Annotated in this window: 17 protein-coding genes; 6 read left to right on the top strand and 11 right to left on the bottom strand. The window is 45.2% G+C overall.

The window, feature by feature from the left end:
* Positions 1-21 precede the first annotated feature (21 nt).
* The 8 genes from ACXAGV_RS18235 to ACXAGV_RS18200 all read right to left on the bottom strand — a co-directional run bounded on the left by ACXAGV_RS18235 (position 22) and on the right by ACXAGV_RS18200 (position 11,042).
* Positions 22-2,445 carry a cellulose synthase subunit BcsC-related outer membrane protein gene (locus tag ACXAGV_RS18235; RefSeq protein WP_474874450.1) on the bottom strand — a complete coding sequence of 808 codons (2,424 nt, stop codon included), beginning with the start codon at positions 2,443-2,445 and terminating at the stop codon, positions 22-24.
* Positions 2,442-3,548: a family 8 glycosyl hydrolase gene (locus ACXAGV_RS18230; RefSeq protein ID WP_474874449.1), complete on the bottom strand. Its 1,107-nt coding sequence runs from the start codon at positions 3,546-3,548 to the stop codon at positions 2,442-2,444. Before ACXAGV_RS18230 ends, ACXAGV_RS18235 begins: the two co-directional genes overlap by 4 nt.
* Positions 3,542-5,818, bottom strand: coding sequence for a cellulose biosynthesis cyclic di-GMP-binding regulatory protein BcsB (locus tag ACXAGV_RS18225; protein WP_474874448.1), 2,277 nt, complete (start codon positions 5,816-5,818; stop codon positions 3,542-3,544). Before ACXAGV_RS18225 ends, ACXAGV_RS18230 begins: the two co-directional genes overlap by 7 nt.
* Positions 5,815-7,941, bottom strand: coding sequence for a UDP-forming cellulose synthase catalytic subunit (gene bcsA, locus ACXAGV_RS18220; RefSeq protein WP_474874483.1), 2,127 nt, complete (start codon positions 7,939-7,941; stop codon positions 5,815-5,817). Before bcsA ends, ACXAGV_RS18225 begins: the two co-directional genes overlap by 4 nt.
* A 76-nt stretch (positions 7,942-8,017) precedes the next feature.
* Complete coding sequence (locus tag ACXAGV_RS18215) at positions 8,018-8,590, bottom strand: hypothetical protein (RefSeq protein ID WP_474874447.1); 573 nt, start codon at positions 8,588-8,590, stop codon at positions 8,018-8,020.
* A 305-nt stretch (positions 8,591-8,895) separates the two neighbouring features.
* A complete protein-coding gene (locus ACXAGV_RS18210; RefSeq protein ID WP_136783768.1) occupies positions 8,896-9,384 on the bottom strand; it encodes a YgjV family protein in 489 nt (162 codons plus the stop codon).
* A gap of 14 nt (positions 9,385-9,398) precedes the next feature.
* Positions 9,399-10,265, bottom strand: coding sequence for a tRNA1(Val) (adenine(37)-N6)-methyltransferase (locus ACXAGV_RS18205; RefSeq protein ID WP_474874446.1), 867 nt, complete (start codon positions 10,263-10,265; stop codon positions 9,399-9,401).
* 156 nt (positions 10,266-10,421) lie between these two features.
* The gene (locus ACXAGV_RS18200) at positions 10,422-11,042 is read right to left on the bottom strand and encodes an NAD(P)H-binding protein (RefSeq protein ID WP_474874445.1); all 621 of its coding nucleotides are present in this window, start codon (positions 11,040-11,042) and stop codon (positions 10,422-10,424) included.
* Between the two features lie 70 nt (positions 11,043-11,112).
* Here ACXAGV_RS18200 and ACXAGV_RS18195 point away from each other — a divergent pair, with 70 nt between their 5' ends.
* Complete coding sequence (locus ACXAGV_RS18195) at positions 11,113-13,326, top strand: S9 family peptidase (protein ID WP_474874444.1); 2,214 nt, start codon at positions 11,113-11,115, stop codon at positions 13,324-13,326.
* 236 nt (positions 13,327-13,562) lie between these two features.
* On the opposite strand, the gene ACXAGV_RS18190 is transcribed toward ACXAGV_RS18195, so the two are convergent.
* Entirely contained in the window at positions 13,563-13,937 is a 375-nt protein-coding gene (locus ACXAGV_RS18190) for a PH domain-containing protein (protein ID WP_014950757.1), read from the bottom strand.
* A gap of 11 nt (positions 13,938-13,948) precedes the next feature.
* A complete protein-coding gene (locus tag ACXAGV_RS18185; protein ID WP_474874443.1) occupies positions 13,949-16,927 on the bottom strand; it encodes a putative bifunctional diguanylate cyclase/phosphodiesterase in 2,979 nt (992 codons plus the stop codon).
* 195 nt (positions 16,928-17,122) lie between these two features.
* Here ACXAGV_RS18185 and ACXAGV_RS18180 point away from each other — a divergent pair, with 195 nt between their 5' ends.
* From ACXAGV_RS18180 to ACXAGV_RS18165, 4 genes are all read left to right on the top strand, one after another.
* Positions 17,123-18,163: a serine/threonine dehydratase gene (locus ACXAGV_RS18180; protein ID WP_474874442.1), complete on the top strand. Its 1,041-nt coding sequence runs from the start codon at positions 17,123-17,125 to the stop codon at positions 18,161-18,163.
* 97 nt (positions 18,164-18,260) lie between these two features.
* Positions 18,261-19,961 carry an amidohydrolase gene (locus ACXAGV_RS18175; protein ID WP_474874441.1) on the top strand — a complete coding sequence of 567 codons (1,701 nt, stop codon included), beginning with the start codon at positions 18,261-18,263 and terminating at the stop codon, positions 19,959-19,961.
* Positions 19,958-21,385: an APC family permease gene (locus ACXAGV_RS18170; RefSeq protein ID WP_474874440.1), complete on the top strand. Its 1,428-nt coding sequence runs from the start codon at positions 19,958-19,960 to the stop codon at positions 21,383-21,385. Before ACXAGV_RS18175 ends, ACXAGV_RS18170 begins: the two co-directional genes overlap by 4 nt.
* A gap of 3 nt (positions 21,386-21,388) precedes the next feature.
* Complete coding sequence (locus ACXAGV_RS18165) at positions 21,389-22,030, top strand: MBL fold metallo-hydrolase (RefSeq protein ID WP_474874439.1); 642 nt, start codon at positions 21,389-21,391, stop codon at positions 22,028-22,030.
* A 147-nt stretch (positions 22,031-22,177) separates the two neighbouring features.
* On the opposite strand, the gene ACXAGV_RS18160 is transcribed toward ACXAGV_RS18165, so the two are convergent.
* On the bottom strand, positions 22,178-22,693 hold the full coding sequence (locus ACXAGV_RS18160; protein ID WP_474874438.1) for a lactoylglutathione lyase family protein: 516 nt from the start codon (positions 22,691-22,693) through the stop codon (positions 22,178-22,180).
* A gap of 226 nt (positions 22,694-22,919) precedes the next feature.
* On the opposite strand from ACXAGV_RS18160, the gene ACXAGV_RS18155 reads away from it, so the two are divergent.
* Positions 22,920-23,816: a LysR family transcriptional regulator gene (locus ACXAGV_RS18155; RefSeq protein WP_474874437.1), complete on the top strand. Its 897-nt coding sequence runs from the start codon at positions 22,920-22,922 to the stop codon at positions 23,814-23,816.
* The last annotated feature ends 46 nt before the right edge of the window (positions 23,817-23,862 follow it).

The following is a 23,862-nucleotide window of genomic DNA, read 5'->3' as shown; positions in this document are numbered from 1 at the left end:
AATCTTCAAATAAAAGCGGCTTTATAGTGCAAAGCCGCTTGATCTTGGCGAAGACAGCAAGAGTTCATCGCTGGTTACGCCGCCGCCTTGCCCTTCTCGCCACCTTATTTGAATACCCGCTTCAAACGCTCGATACTCAACCGCAAAGGCTTTTCCAATATACCCTGCCACAATCCAGTTGTGATCAATACGATACTGCCCTTCAGCCATAAAGTTACCGCTTAAGCCTGTATCTGAGCTTTCACCAAGGGTCGCATTCTCGTCTGCCGTAGGAAATGCACCTCCAATCGGAAAGCGCAGATCATCGTCTTGTTCAACACGTGATAGCGCAAGTGAGCTTCGCAGTTTAACTTGCCAGTTTAGTGCTTCAAGCGTCAATAGCTCTGAATAGCCGCCAATACTAATGAACTGGCTTGGGCTAAAGTAGCCACCATTGCCAACGGTAAAGCCGCTTAGATTTTTATCGTAGCTTGTATAGCTAAAGAATGGCCCGACACGCCAATAATCAAGCTTGGGAGATATCATGGTAGCAATATCGTAACTGACATCCCCCCGTAGAGAGAGCGCGCTATTATCGGCAACCTGCTCGCCGTCTAAGCGACTAACCTGGGCAGTACCTGCAACAGACCAGTTATCGGCCACTGTATGCGCTACTAACCCTCTTATGCCACTTTCTATCACATAGCCCCAAGGTTTAGCGTGATCAGCATTGAAGGTTCCGGTTTGGCTTAATAAGCTGTCTTCTTTTGCCTTTCTAAACAAGGTTGCAGCTACCGTTGTACTGGTAAGAAATTTGGTTGCAGATATCTGCCCGGTTACTTTAGCGCCAACGGGTTGATCGAACATGGCATATTCAAGGTTTGCATAAAAATTGAAATCAGGTGCCTGATAATGCGCTTCGGCGCGAAGCCCCTTATCTTCAAAGCCGCTTATTCCCGAAAATGCTTCACTCAATTGATCGTTACCAAACCAGTCACCAACTTGAGGGCGACCACTGTAGAATTGCTTATAGTCGAGCGATACTTGCCACAGCCAGTTTTCATAACCGCTGCCAATACCAATATATTGCGAGAGAACATCGAAATTACCGAGTCCCTCCTCCCCGCTTCGACTGCGAGTATTAATACCGTAGACTGCACTTAGGCCATCTTTAGTTTGTGCTGTAACTCCCCGCACATCGCGATTTTGATAAGCTAGCCAAAACTGTTTTCTGGGCCAGGCATTACGTGTGGTGCGTTCTTGCAATATGCTTTTTACCGCACTATATCTCAGCGCCAATCGGTTCAGTGTGGCTTCGTCGTTTTGATTAATTGTAACCAATTCATTGGCAATTACCGTATCGGTTGGCGTCTTCGCTAACACTCGCTCGAACGCTGCGGTGGCGGTTGTGGTGTCTTGTATCTCTTTAGCAGCCCACCCAATTAGTGCTTGCTCATCTACACTTAACGGTCTCAAACGGGCAAGTGATTCTCCTGACTCAATACTTTGCTTGTAGCGCCGTGTATCGTAAAACTGAGCCTGTCGGCTAGCCAGACCATCAGCACAGCGTCGAATGAAAATTTCGGTATTGACACTACATGCTAGGTCGAACGCGCTTTGCTTGGCCGTGTCGCTGCTTTGCGCGCTAAGTGACAAATACCTGCCTTCGTTATCGTTCACCAAACTAAATAGCGCGGCGGCAAAGTCGTAATTTTTCAAGTCGAATTGTTGCCATGCCGCGCCCTGCAGCACTTCTTTTACGTAGCCGCTGTTATCAGATTTGAGAAATTGCTCCAGCGTTGTCGTATCGCGCAAAGACAATGCCTGCTGCAGCTTAATACCAGTGACACTGTTAAGGCCTTGTTGAGCGGATTGTTTATCGATATCCCGAACTGCCGATTGTTGGGCCTGAGAGAACTGCTGCGTTGCCATTTCTAACATGCCTTTATCAATGGCGGTCCACCCCATAAGCAAGTAAAAATCAGTACGCTTAATTTGATTGCTCAATGCAATAAGCGTTTCTACTTTTTGCTTCGGCGTATTTGCTCTGGCTTTCGGCGTTAACTGAGCAAATTGTTCGAGCGGGAGGGTTTTAGAAGCGGGCTTATCTGGCTGCTTTTTTAAAGCCTGAAGCGATTCTCTTGGCGCTGAAACTACAGGCTTGATAGTACCTTTTAAGCGGCCGTTTATTCTGTTTAGTTCGGTTTCGACTTCTTGTGGTACCTGCCACGCAGGGTAACGAGCTTTTAAGCGCGTAAACTCTTCATTGGCTTGCTGAATCTGTCGGTCATTAATATGGTACCAAAGCCCTGTTAAATCTGGCTGTTCTTGCTGTGTAGGTAATATACCCAGATCTTTTTCTTTGTACGTTGTTTTAGCTTGTCCGTATGCCTGCACCGATAAAAGTGACGTGGTCATAGCGCCTAGTGCCAGATACAAAGACGTGCGAGTAAACCGAGTTTTCACGATGCGTTATCCAAAACTGCTAGCATAGAAAGCAGCGTTAAACTTGCCGAGTAATAATCCATGTTTCGATTGATCTCAGGCCACTCTGGCCTTTGCTTTTCTTCTGATTTCATCAAACTGTTTACGGCCATCTGCACTGAGCGCATTCCCTTAGACATTTCGTACTCGGCTGTTTCCTCGTTTAACAGGTTGATGGTAGCTGGCGTAGGCGTTATCGCCCACCATGCATAGTAGGGAGAAAGTAGCTTCTCAGTTAACCTAGCGTTTTTGCGAAAACGTGGCGACCATGCTAGCTGAAGCGGTATACGGATCGCATTAAAACCAAACTCAGGCGATATCACATTATCTAAACTTAACGTACCAATCTTACTGTTATCGGACTCAGCACTATTAGGGGTGAAACGCACCCAATCACTGGGCAATTGATAGGTAGAAAACTGCATGTTCGACAGCAAGATCAAGCCCGATTCGAACAGGCTTTCCCAGCGTTCTGGCGTAGCCGACAGCGAAGACAGGTCGGTTATGGCAGGAAAAACCCAATAGGACAGATTTAGCTGAAGGCTGGTATTTCCTGATTGGTCAGAGGCAAATCCGTATTCCCCTGGCAAGAGCACTACACTGTTACTATTTACCACCAAAAGTTTCTGCTCTACAGCACGTACGATATTTCTGGCGTCCTCCTCATACGTACCAACACCCCATTTTTCACTTGCACGCAATAATGCCCAGGCAATAAGAATCTCACCATCAGAGGCATTATTAGGGTCATCGATACAAGAAGATGAATTATCCACACAAGGACGGTAGCGCCAGCTAAATAGCCCGTCCTCGCGCATGAGCGTACGTTGAGTCCAGAGCCATAATGCATCGAAGGTGTCTTTGTCGTTGGCGGCGACGGCAAAGAGCATACCGTATCCTTGCCCTTCGCTGTGAGACACATCATCATTTCCTGTGTCTACCACGCGCCCGCCGTCAACAAACAATGCCTTATACGCTATGTACTGAGACTTGAATTCGCTATCTTCCTTGGTAGAGCACGACGCCAACAGGAACAAAAAACCTATCACTAACGTCGCTTTTGTTGCGTAATGCAGAATTACCATGAGTCTTGTACTTGTTTATTTCTGCGTTTGAGCAACAGGTAAACAATCAGACTGACAACAAATACGAAGAATACAAAGCCTATTAGCCAATACCACGGGTTGTTAGACAGCCACAGTCGTAAATGCAGCCAGCTGTCGTCGGCTTCACCCACTTCATATTTATCGCTTACCTGCATGATGAGTGATGGCGAAAGGCCATCTTTCCATGCGAAGAAATCCCCTGCCATCTGCCCCCACATCGACAAACTAACCAGATCCTCGATTCTAGCTTGAAGAAGTTCCGGGGTCTGCGCTGCAACAATGAATAAAGTATCGGTTTGTGATGAAACAGGGTGTGCCTGTGCAGTAAGTACAGCTTGCTCACCTAAGTCGCTTTCTTGGATGGTATGACCGTCTATGCGCATTTCCTTGAAAGACTGATCGTCCGTCAGGTTTCTTACGCGATTGTACAAATTATTCTGTAACCGATAAGACCAGCGTTTCGTTGCCTCAATGGCCGTACTGAATTCAGACTGCTCAATATTCGTTAAGCTTTCAGGGGTACCTAGAACAATCACAGAACCTTCGGTTGTAATGTCGTTTCCAGTTGCTATTTTCACGTTTAATAAAGGCACTTGAGCTACTTGCGCTAATTTCGCTGAAAGGGTTAACGCTGTATCTAAGTAGTCATCTGACGGAATAGCAATGGATGACGATGGTGCTGACTTAAAGCGCGCAAACGGGTAAGCCGTTTCTGAAAGCAAGACGAGATTAGGTTGAACTGCCACGTTTCCTGCATCAGGTAGCTTTATAGCCGAAGAATCATCAAGCTGGAACACGAGGTGGGAACCAGGAATATCATCACAAGGCACGCCTGCCAGTGGCGCTCTCATGGTTACCGCAAAGTCTAAATTATTCGTCCCGCCTTTGAAGAACCGTGCAGGTATTCTTAGCTGATAGTCTCGGTAGGATTGTCCGTTAATATTATTAAGAGACAAACCGTGTACAAGTTCGTCATTCACGCTTACATTCATAACCGAACCTGGCCCAAAACCTGCGCCATATCCAAAATCTAAGAGCAAGCTAACGCTCGCGTTTTCAGGTACATAAAAATCTGCAGGCAATCTGAATGACACCCGTTTGGTGAAGTTCCCCTCATCCCTAAACTGAGTGGTCGCCACACCAAAGTCTTGGAATGTGTAGTGATTGTCAGGGTTCAGAATGCGATGACGCTGCAGCGTTTCCGCCTGCATTTGTGACTGTGAAAGTACGGTGACTTGTGAAATAGGGTTAATCGCATCGTCCATTACCGCCAAGGCTTTCGCTGCCTCAAGTACTTCATCTTGCGTAGTACCGCTGACAATAAGGCGGTAGCTAGCTGGTACAATAACCTTACTGTCCTTAACAAACGCTGGCGTGCGCTGTGCTTTTAAAAACGCGCCATCTATGTCGTTAATCACTTCGTCAGATAACACAGGTGATAACGCGTCGACTGTACCAACTAGAATATGAACAGGCTGCTTTTGCTTGGCTTTCAAATACCACGCAGCTCGCTCGTAACGAGCAACATTTTGGTCGTTCCAAAAGCTATTTTCTGTGTCTTCTAGCTGTGGCAAAACGTAACCATCATCAAAGCTATCGTGCTCGATAATAAGCGGTTGATATTGATTCCTCAGAGACAGCGCTTGCGCAACAATGGGAAGCGTCTGATATTTAATTTGAGCATCAGCTTCACGCGCTGTGTATAGCTGAACGTTTCGCTGCCCGCCGATTCCTGGATTAAAGAACCCGCTCAGCTCATCTAACGTGAAGCGCTTTTCATTCACCGACGTCGCAATTTTTAGCGTGGAGTTGTACGCATTAATTTCGCTCCACAATTCAGGCGCACTGCCGTCAACACATTGCTCGGCATAGTGCTGACTTACCGCTAGTGTCAGAGAGTTAAACCCGGCTCGCCACAATGAAGTAGGGATCGCAATTTCAGAGACAAGAGAAGGTCTGTCTGGATCGAACGCAATCTGTCCAATGGTCGCATTATTGAATCTCACATACAGCTGAGAACGCTTTTTAATTAACGCCTGCGAACTGACCACTTCTAATGTAAGTAACGCGCTGTCCACATCAGTTACTGAACTAAGGGGAATTGGAATATCAGTAGAGGCAGATTTTCCCTGTAAGCGCACGGTACTTTCACCGCCAAAGAAGTCGGTTAATCGGTACGTGTTGGTTTGCGCCGCTAGGGCAAAAGACATGCAAAAGCATACGATAAACATAAGGTATTTTTTTATCATTGTTTTTCCTTTGCCAGTTTAACAAGCAAGCCTAATTTCATAGCGAATTTCCCCATTAATACAAGCATATGCAATAAAACAGGCTTTAACCCAACTTTCAACACATGTTTTGCGCCGAACCAGTATGAGATAGCCCTTGTTCTTCTTCGTTGAAACGACATCCAGCGCAGACTATCACACAGTGAATAAGCGACGACTTCGTTTTCTTGTTCTTCGGTTTGAGGCATAAAGCGTACACGGAGCATTTTCGACTTACTATCGTAATGCAGCACATTTATAGGGATATGTACGTTTCTACTTAGTGCATGGCTCCATGAAGTTAATATCGCGCCCTCGGGCACGTAAGCGCCTTCTCCCTTTAATCGAAGTCGAGCCCCTCCAAGTGACATGTCTACTAAATCACCCACCCATCCTTGACCGTTCTTACTCTTGATAACCACGCTATTAGTAGCGGGCAAGCGTGCCTGGCTACGCACTTGTTTTCTTTCTAATAATACGCTGAGTACAGACAGCAGTAATATTAAATTGAACGCGTTCCAAAGCATTACCACCACGGTTAATTCTCGGGTGATCGGCTCAGTGATAAATTTATAAATACCAGTACCTAGTGCGAAAGTGATGACCAGAATAAGCCAATAAAATACGGTCGAAAGTGGCGACACAAATGTCTTTTCCAGGCTTTCTCCTTTGGGCGTTACAACAAAAGAAGGAGCGCGAGGTTTTAGGAAGACTTTTACCAAAGCATTCAACGTAAAAGCACATTGTAATATTTCATATAATTCTGAGACCAGCGGCCATCGCGTTCGACCAAAAAGCATGGTTGATATCATGTAGGTAGCGACAACGTGGGGTATGGTGAAGGCAAAAATTTCAAGTAATGACGCATGATACACCTGAAGCCCAAAAACCAAGTATGCTAGCGGCATTAGCAAGAAAATAATACGGGCGAAAGGAAACAGCCAAAACATGATTGAACTCATGTAACCCACCCGCTGGTACCATTTCAAACCTTCTGCTTTGAATGGTTTTTTTAGTAATAAAATTTGCGTCATGCCCTGCGCCCAACGCATACGTTGCTGAATAAATGCATCAAATGTTTCAGGGGCGAGTCCGCTAACCATTGGCCGATCAACATATACTGATTCATAGCCCATTTTGTGCAAATCAAGCGCAGTTTCTGCATCCTCTGTAATAGAATCACCCGAGATCCCACCCACCAAGTCCAGATGCTTCCTTCGCATTAAAGCAGCTGAACCGCAAAAGAATGAGCTTCCCCAATAGTCTAGCCCCTTTTGGATGGTGCCATAGAACATGTCATTTTCAGACGGCATACGGGTAAATGCCGAGAAATAGTTTCGTTCTACCGGATCGGGATTAGCCATAAAATGAGGGGTTTGAACTAAGAATACTTTTTCATTTTTAAGCATCCAAGGGACAGTTCTATCTAGAAAATCTGAAGTGGGTACATGATCTGCGTCAAGAATTACAATTAAATCACCCGTAGTGTTTTGTATTGCGCTATTAACATTACCCGCCTTGGCGAATTCATTTTTTTCACGCGTGTGATACGTGACACCAAGGCGCGAACAAAGCGCCTGCAGGTCCTGCCTTCGCTGCTTTGCTGAGGCCGCTGAAACCGGATTATCTGCATTGATTTTTTGATCTGTTCCGCCGTCGTCAAGCAAGTGGATGTAAAGCTTATCCTTTGGATAATCCAGCATTTGTGCGGCACGAATTGTGACCTCTAGTATCTCTTCATCTTCGTTATAACTTGGGATCATTACGTCAACGCTCGGCAGTGTAGACTTGTCTTTACCTTCTAATGTCAGAAGAGGACGGCTTAAAGGAAAAGCATTCACTATGGCGCCCAATACGGAAGTTATCCCAGCGTAAATTTCTGCGCCAAACAATAGCCAAACTGCAATCATAGAAAGCACATCAGAGTAAGTTAGCGTGTAAATACCACGCCATAATAAATACCTCACGCTAAGTGCTATTGCGAGAACGAGCGCAAGCACTCTGAATAAGTTCTGGTATTTTTGAGAATGCCTGGCTTCTTTACTGCAAAGCGATATGAAAATAAGAATAGTAATGGAAGCGAGGAGTTGCCCGAGTGCATCCATCGGAGCCAAAAGTAGCGCCCCAAGAAAGAGCGACGCTACTAGTAGAACAGCAGTAAGGTGTGACGTGTAGTGATGTTTATGTGTTTGCGAATGATCCAACGTTGCGATCCAGTATGTGTATGTGCGTTACACTTGCATAGTTCGCCCTGTTGATTAACGTCATCTTTCCGTCTGCGACCTCTACCTCATGATTGCTCTTGTAAAACAAACTTGAGATGTGATCTCTGCGCTTTCTGTCGCTCTTGGATACTAAGAACCACGCTGGGTACGTCGCAACTCCGAAAGCGGCGACCGCACTTAGAACATAGAAAACGACTGGCGACATGGACGGTGCTAAATACAGGGAAAATAAAAACATAGCCATGCTCAATACCGTAAATATACCAGTAATTTTACGTAAGCGTATAACTTTAATAAGTTTATTCTCTGCATCAAGTAACAAGTTGAGACGTTTCTTCCACAGGTTTTCTGTTTCTAAATTAGTTCGAGTCTCAACTAGACGAGGTTGCTCACTTGCCGAAACAGCATTGCGAAAATGCCTCGCGCGCTCAAATACGTTAACCGCAGTGCCTTTGTCTATCGCACTTTGAAACGATTGCTCAAGCAAGTCAGACTGATTAGATAGTTGTGTATTTTCCACTAATTTCACTGCGCATACTCCCCTCATTACTACACGTTGAGTTTACCTCCACATATTCAGAGGAAAAATTGCTGAAAACCATACTTACTGATTAGAAATGATACGCTTATATTTGGATAAAGATATTGAACTTTAGCCCATTGAACTTTGGTATACCCCTTTAAAAATAAGGCGTGCAGAGATTTGACATGATATTTATTGACCGATTGGTTAAATATTTCCAGGAATTCCAACCACCGAAAACCGGTCTTTTTTTGAGCAAAAAGAGAGAAGAATTAGACTAATTGATTAGATAAAGGTATTGAAGGTTTTAACTAGGGTTTGCGCAGCTTGCTTAAAATACTGATCAAATTGCTTACGTTGAATACCGTGCCGAAAATACTTCCTACAGAAATGGCGTACAGCAGCCCCAAAGTTTCAGCTAGAAGAAAGACTTTTCTAATAGTATGTGTGTTGCGAATAACCAGCGAACCCACTGTGAAAATAAGTGACGACGCATAGGCAATGAAAATGATCCAGCTGTGATCTAGTACAAACCATTCATAAGCCAGAAAGCCTAAATTCACCGCAACAAAGAAGAATAAAATGATATTACTTCTATGTTTAATGGCAACGAAATTACGTACGCTGGCAAGTAGAGTACCGATGCCTGCGGCCATAGCATCTAGCATAAAAAAGTGCACGCTAAGTGCGCTTAAGGCAAAGGCAGAAATGAGCAAATATTTATCTACGTTCGTTTGGCGATAACCAATAAAATTTAAAACCACGGCTATTGCGCCAAAGCCTTCTGCGATTATGTTCATTTATATAAGCTCATTTAAAATTTAAGGTAAAAAGGCTGACAAAGGGCTTTGTATTGATTGGTATATTCGCCCTCTCGATCTCTAATTATCAACTCACTTTTATTTGTACTTATTATCCTCGCACTCAGACAGTCTCGATTTGCTGTAACGTTTGCCAGACTATCGCTTGCACGCTTCAATACTTTTTTAAAGTGGAATGCGCAAAGGTAAGGCGCTTTGTTAGACGTATGCTTTACATAAAGAATATCTTCCAACGATAGGCCATAACCTGTCGCCGTTTCGATAACTTCGGCTTCCATCGACGCTGGGTACACGCAGTACATTTGCCCTTGATCTGCTAACAATTTACTGCTTGCACTAAAAAGTTCATCTGGGCCCAATGAAGACGTTTGCCTTGCCACCGAGCGAGATTCGCTTTGCTTGCTGTACGCATTAGAAAGCTTAGCTGGCGAGTCAAAATACGGGGGGTTAGATATCACTAAGTCATACAAGTGAGGCGAGGTATAGCCACTTACATCACAGCAGTAAACAAACATCTGCTCAGCCCATTTTGCAATTTTAAAGTTAGCAGAGGCTTGTGCTGCGGCTTGCTCATCTATTTCAATCGCATCTACTTGAGCAGCGTTATTGTCTAACGGGCTTTGGGGTGATGGAGCTGAACAAGTCGCACACGCTTTCTCAAACTTTTGACTATCAGCGCCATCACTATAAACCTTCCCGTTAGCATCGCTTTGCGAGTAACAACCCTCAGTTTTTTGGGCCATCATCAGTGCTAAAATGCCACTGCCGGTTCCAATATCCAAAATACGTGGAGCATGGCCGATTTTTGCGCGAAGCTGCGCCCAACTGCCTAAAATCAGGCTGTCGGTGTTCACTTTCATGGCGCATTTATCCTGCGCCACGGTGAATTGTTTACAGCGGAACATAAGGGAGTCGTATTACCCAAAGCATTAAATGGCGCGCATTCTATACCAAGTTGGGTTGAGCTTCACGTTAAGCTGGTGACATATATTGTCACGACTTAATGACTTTATTTATTACCAACGCTGCAGCGACATCATATTTCTGGCAACATCAATAGCATGAACGGGGCGGTATTTCTTTAACGGCCCTTTCATTATGCTTTGCCAGATAGGCGCAGTCTTCTGCGCAATATCTTCTAAAGTTCGTGATTCCCCTCTATCTCCTAACAACAACGAAGGTCGAACTGCCGAGGCATGGGGTAGTTGCGGCATGCGCATAATGGCGTTCTCTAATTCTCCTTTCACCCGCAAATAAAAGTTACTGCTTTTAGCATCAGCGCCAACCGAAGATATCCATACAAAGCTGTCTGCGCGTTGAGCACGAGTAAGCTGGGCAGCGACGTGCACAAACTCAAAATCCACACGGCGAAAGGCTTGTTTAGACCCCGCTTTTTTAAGCGTGGTCCCTAGGCAGCAGTACACATGGTTTACGCTGAAGTAACCTTGGTAGTCTTGCAGGTTGTCAAAGTCGATAACCACAGGCTTGAGCCTATTGTGTGGGTCGTTAAACATGCTAGAGGAAAGCGGTTTTCTGACTAAGCAGGTTACTTCATTGTACCGTCTGTCCTGTAACAGCATATTTACAAGCATTCGTCCTACTAAACCTGTCGCTCCTAGCACCATTGCGGATTTCATACGTCGCACCTTGTATCATAAATTGATATAACTACAATCAAACCTTCGACAGTCAAATATGCAGATAAAAATGAAAAAAGCCCTTTTAATTGGAGCCGCTATGCTCTCTACTGCTTTAAACGCTGAAACGCTCACTATTGAGCGCATTTTCTCCTCTCCTTCACTTGATGGCAATGCGCCACGTTCATTGAAAGTATCCCCAGACGGTCAACGTGTCACCTTCTTAAAAGGTAAGCAAACTGACTACGAACGCCTAGATTTATGGGAATACCATATTGAAAGCGGTCAAACTCGCATGCTTTTCGACTCAAACGACCTACAAAGCGGCGAAGAAGTGCTTTCTGATGAAGAAAAAGCGCGACGGGAACGTATGCGTTTATCTGGCAGCGGTATTGTAAGCTACCAGTGGTCGGACGATGGTAAAGCATTACTTTTCCCATTAGGTGGCGATGTGTTTTATCACAAGCTGGGCGAAAAAGGGGCGAAGCAACTTTTAGATACTGACGCTTTTGAAACTGATATTAAATTATCACCAAAAGGTAACTACATCTCATTTATTCGCGACCAGAACCTTTATGTGAAACACATTGAGTCAGGTAAAGAGACAGCGATTACCAAAGAAGGCGGCGGCAACATAAAATTTGGTATGGCTGAGTTTGTTGCCCAAGAAGAAATGGGCCGCATGACTGGATATTGGTGGTCACCAGATGAGACCAAGATTGCCTTTACCAAGGTGGATGAAAGCCCGGTAGATGTGATCACCCGCTCTGAAATTTATGCTGATGATATCAAGCTTATCGAACAAAAATACCCTAAGGCGGGCACACCAAACGTATTGGTAGAACTGGCTATTCAAGACATCGACTCAGGGGATCGCACTTGGGTTGATTTAGGTAAAGATAAAGACATTTATTTTGCACGAGGCAAGTGGATGCCAAATAGCACTACCTTTACCTACCAGTGGCAAACACGTGATCAGCAAACCCTAGAGCTGCGCGCGTTTGACCTTAACAGCAAAAAAGAAAACGTACTGCTTACAGAATCAAGCAACACGTGGGTAAACCTGCACAACGACCTTTACTTCCTAAAAGACAAAGGCCAATTTATTTGGGCGTCAGAGCGCGACGGTTTTAAACACCTTTACCTATTCGACAACACTGGCAAACTGGTTAAGCAATTAACCAAAGGTGACTGGGTTGTTGACAGTGTTGAAGCTATAGATACAGCGAACAACCGTTTGTACTTCTCTGGCCGCAAAGACACCCCACTAGAAAGCCATGTTTACAGCGTGCCTTTAGAGGGCGGCGAGATTTCGCGTATCACTGAACTTGGGGCATATCACAGCGCGGCATTCAGTAAAGATGCCTCTATCTTTATCGACCGTTTCTCAACCATTAACTCTCCTGCACAAGTTAGCCTAAATAGTGCCACCGGCGAGCGAATTACCTGGCTTGAAGAGAACAAGGTTGAAGAAGGCCATCCGCTACACGCTTACATGGATAGCTGGACGGCACCTGAGTTTGGTGACATCACCACAAAGGATGGCGCAACCCTTAAGTATCGAATTTACACGCCTGACAGTGCCAAGCAAAACCCTAAACAGAAGCACCCTGTTATTGTTTACCTTTACGGCGGCCCGCACGCACAAGTGGTAACAAACAGCTGGGCGGGTAACCGTGGCTTGCTATTCCAACACTGGGTTGATCAAGGCTATGTGGTATTTACGCTAGATAACCGCGGCTCTAATTATCGCGGTAAAGGTTTTGAAGATCCTATTTATAAAAAAATGGGCTTTATTGAAGTAGACGATCAAGTTGCAGGCGTAGAGTTCTTACGCACACTACCTTTCGTTGATGCTGAGCGTATTGGAGTTCATGGCCACAGCTATGGCGGCTACATGACGCTGATGACCATGTTCAAAGCGGGCGATTACTTCGCAGCGGGTGTGTCAGGTGCGCCGGTAACTGACTGGCGCTTATACGATACCCACTACACTGAACGCTACATGGGCAACCCAAATACAGATGATGATGCTTACACTGCGTCTTCAGTATTCCCTTACGCAAAAGATCTTAAAGGCGACCTTTTGATTTACCATGGCATGGCAGATGACAACGTACTGTTTACCCACTCGACTATGCTATACAAGCATCTTCAAGACTTGGCAATTCCATTTGAAACTATGGATTACCCGGGCAAGAAGCACAGTATCCGTGGTAAGCAAACGGGCATTCATTTATACAGAACGATTACTAATTTCTTTAACCGTAACTTGAAAGACTAATACGGTTAGAGCCTGGGACTGTTGATCTCTACTGTACATCCAAGCTCAACAAGCCCTGGAAAGTAGCAAAAAGCAAAAAGCGATGCTTATGAAGGCATCGCTTTTTTGTTTCGTCGATTTAATTAACGCTTATTTTGTACATGTTTGCTTTGTAGTGTTTTGCTGCACTTGTAGGGTGATTAGACTTTCTTCACTTGCTACTTCAAAACATCAATCAAATTTTACAACTATAGAAACTAGCTAAACATCTGAGTTGCTAGGTTTTGCTGTACCGCCTGGGCAGAGGACGCACTTAATTCAATTTCAATAGGATCGGCTTTGCCCGACAGCCAAATTTTAAGCTCGGCGTCAGTATCAAAATGCCCTGCCGTCTCAACGATAAACTGCGTAATAGATTTATAAGGTATTGAATGATAGTTCACTTTGCGCCCGGTCAGGCCTTGCTTATCAATAAGGATTAGGCGCTTGTTTGTGAATACGCTCAAATCGCGCACTAATTTAAACGCAGAGGTAACCGTTTCGTTAGCAGCAAGTATAGGCGTAAGCTCTTCTTGAACATCTGAAGCGCTAGTCTCGCTTGCATTACCCATGATGGTATCAAATAAACCCATAATCATTTCCTTTAGGCAGAGGCAAGTTTAACTCGCCATTGAACTCTATGCGCCAGTGGCTTGGGTTTATCTAAAGCAAAGCCTTGACCATAGTCGACTTTAAGCTCTCGTAAGACCTCTGCGGTCGCGTTATCGACCACAAACTCAGCTACCGTTTGTTTACCCATACTGTGCGCAATATTATTAATTGCAGTAACTGTAGCATGATCAATTGGATCGTGAACAATGTTTCGCACAAAGGAGCCGTCAATCTTCACGTAATCTACGTCAAGGTGCTTAAGGTAAGTAAACGACGACATACCTGCACCAAAATCATCTAAGGCAAAGCTACAACCTAAATCGCGCAGCGTGGATATAAAGTGTTTAGCGGCACTTAAATTAGTTACCGCCGTTGTTTCTGTAATCTCAAAACAAATTTTCTCTGCAGGTACAGAGGTACTTTGCATGCGCTTGGTAATGTTGTGAAGCGCCATTTCATCGCCCAATGTAATACCCGATAAGTTAATGGCCACTTTGCCAACGTTATCAATATGCGCTGGGTTACTTTCAAGGGTTTTAAGGGTGTTATCTACCACCCACATATCCACTTTGTTCATTAATCCGTGGCGCTCAGCTAACGGGATAAATAATCCCGGACTGATAAGGCCGCTGTCTTTGGCGTTTAGACGCAGCAGAATTTCGTAATGCTGTAATTGGGAGGCCTGTTCTTGGCTCGGCACGGTAAGTGGCATAATAGCTTGGCTATACAACTCAAAACCATCGTTTTGTAACGCGTAGTGCAAAGCATGTAGAACCTGATTTTCGCTGTCGTCAATGGCCATTTGCGAGTCGTTATCATGGAATACAAAGTAACGGTTTCGGCCTAGATGCTTGGCTTTGTAACAAGCATTGTCAGCAGCTTTAATTAACGCTTCCGCGCTTTGTGTGCTCTCGTTTATTTCGATAACGCCAATGCTTGCCCCCACAAAGAACAACTTGTCGTCATAGACAAAACGGTAATTGGAAATCGCTACCAATAGCTTGTCTAGGCGGTTTGTTACCTCATCCAAACTTTGATTGCGAAATATAATGCAGAACTCGTCGCCACCTATTCGGGCGAGCAGGTCGTGTCCATTGACATACTGCCTAAATATGGTCGAAATCTCCTTAAGCAGCTTGTCGCCGGCTGGGTGACCACAGCTGTCATTTACTAATTTAAATCGATCCATATCGATAAAGCACATCACGCTTTGTTTGTGGTAAGCGCGGGGCAAATGAATGTCAGCCACGTTTTCAAAACCAACTTGGTTTAACGCCTCTCGACTACTGTGTTGAACAGCTTCTTTGTGCGTTTCATCAAGTATCTCTCGCAATTTTTCATCAAATGCGTAGCGATTAAACAACCCGGTTAACTGGTCATGGTTGGCTTGAAAATACACTTCTTCCTGTAGCGCTAGCTCTTTCGTCACATCGCGTGCTATGCCTTCAACCGCAACCAACAATCCTTGTTCGTCAACGATGGGGGTATCTGAAAATTCAATCGCTAACGGCTCCCCTACTTTGCCTTGATAATGCACAACATAAGGCTCGGGCTTTTCGCCGCGGGCAATGGTTTGGCGTATTTCGAAGGTCTCGTCAGGTACTTGGCGTACGTATTTCGACTCGTTCGCACAGAAGTCTTCGGCGCTAAACCCTAAAATTTTTTCAATACCCGCGCTCACATACATAAAGTTATGCTCGACAGTTTTGGTGTAAACAAAGTGACGGTGCATGCCATCAACTAAGCGACGATACTTTTCTTCGCTACGCTTTAAATCGTGCTGGGCGCGAAAACGTTCGGTCACATCTCTTACGGTGACCGCTATATTATCACCTGCTTTTACCACCTGAACTTTTATCCATTGTGGCGCAATCTTGTCGCTGTGAATGGCAAGGTGGGCTTCATAAGGTACACCGTGTTCAGACACGTTTTTAGCATTCTTAAATTCATCACTTAAGCCTAAATAGCGCGTTTGCTCGGCTAAGCTCATAGACCGTAATACATCACAAGCACCGCGAAATAGATAGCGGCTATATGAGTTTGCTTCAACTAAAGAAAAGTCATCATCTATTGGTTGATAGATAAGTAGCGCGTCAAGAGATGCTTCGCTAGCGGTAAGATAACGTTGATGGCTAGCGGATAGATTAACCGCTCCTTTGAGCTGCTTGTGCAGTACATAGCTAACCAACGCTGACATTAATAAGCCCGTTAGCATAATCAAAAGCCCTGCGTTGTAAGGGCTAAGCTGGGACTGCATGGTAAGAAGGAAGTCCCGATCTAGAAATGTAAACGGTGCAAGCGGCACAATAGTGCCATCTTGTACTAATTCTCCGCTTTGAAATAAGGTTTGATTGTCGGCTTTGAGCTGAAAATTAAACTGCGGCCCCACTAACTCGCCTAACATCACGCCTAGAATAGTTTGTATATCAAAACTCGCCACTAGAAAGCCATGCTCAGGCTCCTGAGGGCTTATCGATCTACCCATAATGATAAAGTGGTGTTTAGCGGTATCTGAATACAAAAGCGTGCTTTCCAAGTCCTCAGAAAAACGCGATATGTTCAAGCCTAACGCTTCCATAGGCTTACCAACTAAGCTGTTGTCTATGCGGGTTTTAATGCCGGAAGATGGCGTTGCCACCCACGCTATCTTCCCATCAGCATCAACAAACACCAGCGATGAAAAACCACGCTGCATGCCCATCAATGACAAAGCCTGCGCGTTAAACCAGTCTACTTGGTTTGGCTCAAAGGTGGGCCAGTTTTGCATAAGGTTATGCAGCGCTTGAATGCGTTCACTCGAGAACACCTCTAAACTTATCTTTACCTGCTCTGCTACTGACTGGGCCTTAGAAATACGAGCTGCACGCTCATCGTTTTGAATAAAAGCGCCCGCAGAAACAAAAAGTAAAGTGAGAAAAAGAAACAAAACCGTTGGTAAGGCGTAAATACGATGGTTGAGTTTGCTTAACATGTGCCTATCTCCGGTAACTAGCGCCGGCATACTAAAGTAGAATTATGAAATAAATATGAATTGTCTTATGTGGTATCGGCTCTGGCGTTATCTAATAGTATCTGGCACTGTAAGGCTTCCGATTTCCTTTTAGTGCCTAAAGGCCATTGTCGGCGCTACCCCATAAAAAAACCAAAATGAAAAGAGCGTTACTTAATGAGTATTTCCCCAAACTTCGAAGACATTAAACAAGCCTATAAACGTATAAAAGGCGACGTAAAGAAAACGCCAATTGTTGAATCTTCGTTGCTCAACAAATGGATGGGCAACCGCATTCTGTTTAAAGCGGAGTGCTTACAGACCATTGGGGCATTCAAAATTCGCGGCGCTATGAATTTTTTAGCCCGGTTGAAAGAGGAAGGTCGTTTACCGAAGCATGTGGTCGCCAATAGTTCTGGAAATCATGCTCAGGCAGTAGCCTATGCAACGTCTCACTTTGGTATTAAGGCCACTATTTTTGCAAGTGAAACCATTTCGCCAATTAAAGCTGCCGCTACGCAAAGCTATGGTGCTGAATTAAAACTATTCCCTACCCGTCCAGAAGCAGATGCGGCTGTCGAGCAAGCGTCAAAAGCACCAGACACGGTCTGGATACCGCCGTTTAACCACAAAGATATTGTGGCAGGACAAGGCACGGCAACGTTAGAAGCGCTTAACGAGATAGGTGAAGTGGATGCTGTCTTTGCGCCGTGTGGTGGCGGAGGGTTATTGTCGGGCGCATTACTGGCAACTAGTGTACTACAGCCAAATGCATTGGTCATTGGCGCTGAGCCCGCAGAAGCGAATGATGCGTCTATGTCTCTACAGGCGGGTGAGATAGTGTCGTTGCAACATACTCCTGACACCTTAGCAGACGGCGCAGCCACGCCTTCTGTTGGTGATGTAACGTTTCCTATACTGCAAGAAATAGATGATTTCTACGAAGTGGATGAGCTGCAAATTGCTTATTGGACCCAATGGCTACATCATTTATTGAAGCTTCATATAGAGCCCACGTGCGCGATGACCATGGCGGCAGTAGCTGCTTGGGCTGCCAACACTCCACCTGGGCAAACCGCTCTTGTTATATTGAGTGGTGGCAACATTAGTCAGTCGAGTATGGCTAAGATTTGGGAGAGAGATTTTTTGCTGCAGCCTCCCATTCTTGACCTTGATGACGCAGACGAATTTGAAGACAACGAGCGTGTTGAGGCTTAGCATTGCATTAGTGCGCAGCTATTGAAACTCTAGCAGCTCGGTATAAAAACTAAAAAAACAAAGAATAAAATAGAAATTAAAAAGGCAGAAACTCACTATGAACTCTACATTGTCGGCACTGACATTTAAAAAGCACTCGCTTTCAAAATTGCTAACCACAACGTTTGCAACAGCGGCAACGTTAGGCGCTATGACCACCACGCTTACAGTGGATGCTGCAACGCTTGTTGAGAACGTAAAAGGCTACACCTTAAATGAAAAGGGTGAACTCAAAACTTTTAAAAATCTTCTTTTGGACGAAGGTAAGGTCGTTGCACTAGACGTAGATAAAGGTAAAACCTCTGTTGATGACACCATAGACGGCAAAGGCAAAGTTATGCTGCCTGGTCTTATCGACGCTCATGGCCACCTTCTCGGCTTAGGAGCAAACTTACTAGAAGTAGACTTGCGAGAAAGTAAAAGTGCCCAAGACGCAGCTAAAATGGTTGCCGAATACGCCTTTGCAAACGGACAACAATCTTGGATCACCGGGCGGGGATGGAACCAAGAGTTATGGTCTGACCGAGCCTTTCCAACCGCTGCGGATTTGGACAAAGTTGTTTCTGATAAACCTGTAATGCTTACTCGCGTAGACGGTCATGCGGCATGGGTTAACACAAAAGCCATGGAGTTAGCTGGCATCACAAAGGACACCCAGGCGCCTGTCGGCGGTGAAATTATCAAAGACGCCAACGGCAATCCTACAGGCGTATTTATTGATAACGCATCGCTGTTAATCGAAGAACACTTACCAACAGCCAGTAACGCGATATACGAGCAGCAATTGAATGCCGCAGGTGAGCACTTACTAGCAAATGGCATTACGTCAATGCACGATGCTGGTGTGGGCAGAGACGTTTACGACTTCTATTTAAAAGAAGCGGTAGAAGGCGATTTACCTGTACGTATTTATGCAATGGTGAGCGCGACTGACCCTGAACTTTCAACAATGTTGAGCAACGGTGCAATTCGTGATGAAGACGACTTTTTGTATATTCGTTCAGTGAAAGCCTATGGCGATGGTGCCCTAGGTAGTCGGGGTGCAGCATTACTCGAACCTTACTCAGATGCGCCCCGTCAACATGGATTACTGTTAACTCAGCCAGAAGATATGACACAGCTTTTCACCACGGTTATTGGTGCGGGCTTCCAGCTTAACTATCACGCTATTGGCGATAAAGCTAATCATGTTGCGCTAAACGAGTTTGAAACTACGTTTAAAAATATTGGCGGCAGCGAGTTGCGCAACCGCATAGAGCACGCGCAAGTTATTGCTCCTGACGACCTAGCCCGTTTTGCGTCGCTGAAAGTTCTTCCTTCCATGCAGCCAACGCATGCTACCAGCGATAAAAACATGGCGGAAGATCGTATTGGCAAAGACCGAATGAAAGGCGCTTACGCATGGAAAACGCTACTTGATTCAGGAATTGCCCTACCCTTAGGTTCAGATTTTCCTGTAGAGCTTGCTAACCCGTTTTACGGTCTTCACGCTGCGGTAACGCGTCAAGACAGAAATAATCAACCAGTAAAAGGCTGGTATGCTCACGAGGCACTAACCATTGAACAAGCCTTCAAAGGCTTTACGCTAGATGCTGCCTATGCAGGGCATATGGAAGATACTTTAGGTACGTTAACCCCAGGCAAGTGGGCTGATTTCATTTTGGTAGACCAAGATATTTTCAGCATAGACGCCAAAGACATTTGGAAAACCGAAGTACACGCCACCTATGTGGCTGGAGAAGAAGTTTTTTCTAAATGAGTAGCGAAAACAAAAGCCTGTTAACCAAAGGGATTGGCGGCATTGGCGCTGCCCTTTTGGTATTAAATGGTCTTATTGGGGCAGGCATTTTTGCACTGCCCGCTAAAATGGCCGCAGAGCTTGGTGCTTTCAGCCCCTACATCTTTTTGATTTTTGGCGCGCTAATGCTGGCCATTGTGTGGTGTTTTGGGCAGCTAGCGGCGCTGTACCACGAAACCGGTGGACCTGTGGTGTACGCCCAGAAAGGCTTCGGAGACGCAGCGGCGTTTCAAACTGGCTTTATTTACTATTTAGCTCGCGCAACCGCGATTGCCGCCAACACGCACGTGTTATTGCTGTACGCCGGCTATGTGTGGCCCGAACTTAATGAAGGAACAGGCAAGTCATTCGCGATTATCTCGCTTTCTACAGCATTAATTGTGGTGAATGTTGTTGGTCTTAAGGCCGCCATGCGTTCGCTTGATACTATCTCAGTGCTAAAACTGCTTCCCTTTGTGGCGCTTATTGCGGTTGGCTACTGGCAACTCGACTTTTCTACTGCGTTAACAAGCTCTTCGGAAGCCGTTGTGCCTGCATTTGACACCATATCGGCCGGTGCCCTGCTTACGCTTTACGCTTTTATTGGTTTTGAAACGGTAGTGGTGACCAGCGGCGAGACTAATTCACCGAAAAAGACCATTCCTCGAGCGTTGATGCTTACGGTTTCAGGCATTGCCATATTCTACTTTTGCGTACAGTGGCTTTATTGGCACACAGTAGGGCCTGTAAAGCCGGATAGCGCACCGCTTATCGCACTCGCCAATCTGATATTTGGCGAAACCGGGGCGCTTATAATGACGCTAACTGCCGTGGTGTCGGTTGCCGGTAATTTGTTGGCGAATATGATATCTACCTCTCGACTTACGTTCTCTATGGCGCGGCAGTCGCTTATTCCAGGTAGACTAGGTGATAAGCTAGGAGAGATTCACTCGACCTTTGCAACTCCAGCCGTTTCCATAACGATATTGGGGATTTTTGCCGGTACCATGGCGCTTACCGGCAGTTTTGTATGGCTGGCAATTTCAAGTGTGCTGGCGCGGCTAGTAGTATATGCAATGTGTGTAGTGGTGTTAATAAAAGCGCAGAGGGCTTATTTAAAAAGGGGTTCTTCACAGGGGGAGAGTTCACAAGGGTGCTCTTTGCAAAACGGGTCGCTACAAGATGAACATGGGCGAAACTCTGACCTTACTACAGACTCACAGGCTAATGCTATAAACCCTTTGAAACGTTTGATACCCTTTGCTGCATTAACGGTTTGTGCATGGTCTATTGCACAATCGTCAACGAACGCATGGCTATTTTTATTAGGTGAATTAGCGGTTGGCGCACTGCTTTATTTTGCGCTTTTTCATCTCGCTCTAAGCAACAAAAAATCAAAAGGTTAAACAGTGGAAATTCAAGTTATACCCGTCACGCCCTTTGCCCAAAACTGCTCGTTAATTTGGGACCCAGCTACTAACAAAGGTGCGTTTGTGGACCCTGGCGGTGATATTGAAAAGCTCATTGCTGCGGCGTCAAGTAAGAGCGTGAGTATAGAAAAAATCATACTGACTCACGGCCACCTCGATCACGTTGGCGGCACAGTCGCCGTTGCCGAGCACTACGGTGTGCCTATTATTGGACCTCACATAGGCGACAAATTCTGGTTAGATGCACTTATGCAGCAAAGCCAGATGTTTGGCTTTCCACCCGCGCAGCCTTTTGCCCCCAATGAGTGGTTAAATGACAACGACACCATTTCAGTAGGCAATTTAACGTTAGAAGTGCTGCATTGCCCCGGTCATACACCTGGTCATGTGGTGTTGGTAGAGCGTTCGAGCAATCGAGTTATTGTGGGGGATGTCATATTTGCAGGCTCTATTGGCAGAACTGATTTTCCGCAGGGAAATCATCAGCAGCTTATCGACTCTATTAAGCAAAAAATTATGGTGTTACCTGATGATATGACGATTTACCCTGGACATGGCCCTACTACAACGGTAGCCACAGAAAAGGCATCCAACCCTTATGTATCAGGTCAGTTCGGATAAAATCTCACGTTTCAACAGCAGTTAAAGAACAAAAAAGGCGAGGTGCGTTGAACAAGCTCTTGCTTGTTTCGCCCTCGCCTTTTGCGTGCTTAAAGCCTGTTATGTATTTGCTTGAAGCAATACCTAATTAGCGTTAGTCACTAACGCTTACTCGTAAGCACCGCTTGCATAATGCAACTCATAGCTGTGGCTATAAATTTCAAGGATGTTGCCAAACGGGTCTTCCATGTAAATCATGCGGTAAGGCTTTTCACCAGGATAGTAATAACGCGGCGCCTTCATTCGCTTCTTACCACCAGCGGCAACAATCTTTTCTGCTAAGCCTTCAACGTCTGGATCTTGAACACAGAAGTGGAAGATACCGGTTTTCCAATATTCAAAGTTGTTTTCTGGGTTTTCTTGGTTGTTGAATTCGAAAATTTCAACGCCTACACGGTCACCTGTTGAAAGGTGCGCAATGCGGAATTTTCCCCACCCTGCACCGAATACGTCGGTACACATTTCACCAATGGCCGAGTCATCTTCAACAATTTCGGTTGGCTTCATGATGAGATACCAGCCAAGTACTTCGGTATAAAACTTCACAGCAGCTTCTAAGTCAGGTACTGAAATACCTATATGAGAAAACGTACGTGGATACGGTGTTTTTACTGCTTCAGACATCACTTACTCCTTTGTAGTGCAAGTTATCAAAATGGCTTAAGCGTCTACAACATTGCCTATTTCAGGGTTTAGTTAGATAGCGTTTCTTACAATAGCTACCCGAAGCCTCGAAAAATTAGCTAATCGAAAATAGCGCTTAAGTGAATATGGATACATAGTAGCTAGACAATGAGAAAACTTGAAATTATGATATTTTCTCAATTTGATAAATTTAGGTTATACCAAAATGATTAACCCTATTTGGCTAGACACCTTTATTACTCTAGTAGAAACGGGAAATTTCACTCGTACCGCTGAGCAGCGATTTATGACGCAGCCCGGGGTAAGCCAGCACCTGAAAAAACTAGAAGAAGTATGTCAGTGCGAATTGGTGGTTCGTTTAGGCAAAGGGATTCAGCTTACAGAGCAGGGTCAGCGGGTTTATCAATACGCCAAAGAGCAACAGATAAAAGAGCAAGATTTTATTGCCAGCTTAAAGTTTGACGCGCCATTTGAAGGAAAGTGTGTAGTGGCCTGTTCAGGCGCTATCGCACAGCGTATTTACCCTGCCTTGTTGGCACTACAAAAGCAGCATAACACGCTTAACATTCACGTCGAAGTTGCGCCTCGACGCACAATTTTGTCAGGCATAGCGAACAATACGCTTGAGCTTGGCATTGTGACTAACCAGCCAGAGAGTGAAGATATACACAGCGAGTACTTAGGCGAGGAAGCGTTGGGGCTTATTCTACCGCGTAGTCTGCCTGAAACATTTGATGCTGCTACATTAAAAGGCGTCATCAACCATTTAGGACTTATAAATCACCCTGACGCCATGCACTACTTACAGCGCTACTTTAACGATTGCGGAGAGCCTGAATTAGTCAAGATTAATCCAAATAAGCTGCCACACGCCGGCTATATCAATCAACTTTCGCAAATTCTACTGCCGGTAAGCGAAGGATTAGGTTACACCGTGCTACCCACCAGCACGCTAGAATTTGTATCATTTGCCGACAAACTTACTGTTTACGAAGCAAAAAACGAGGTAACCGAGCCCTTATACAGTGTTCAAACACCCCACAGCGCTCTACCCGCCCGCTACCAAGTAGTGAAACAAGCCATCACCCAAGTATTGGGATAACCCGAGTTTTGGGGTCAGAGTACATTATTGAGCGGCTTACCAACCA

This window comes from Alteromonas sp. ABH4_453, assembly GCF_056160665.1.
The sequence above is the reverse complement of the archived record's forward strand: the minus strand, read 5'-3'. Positions and strand labels throughout refer to the sequence as shown.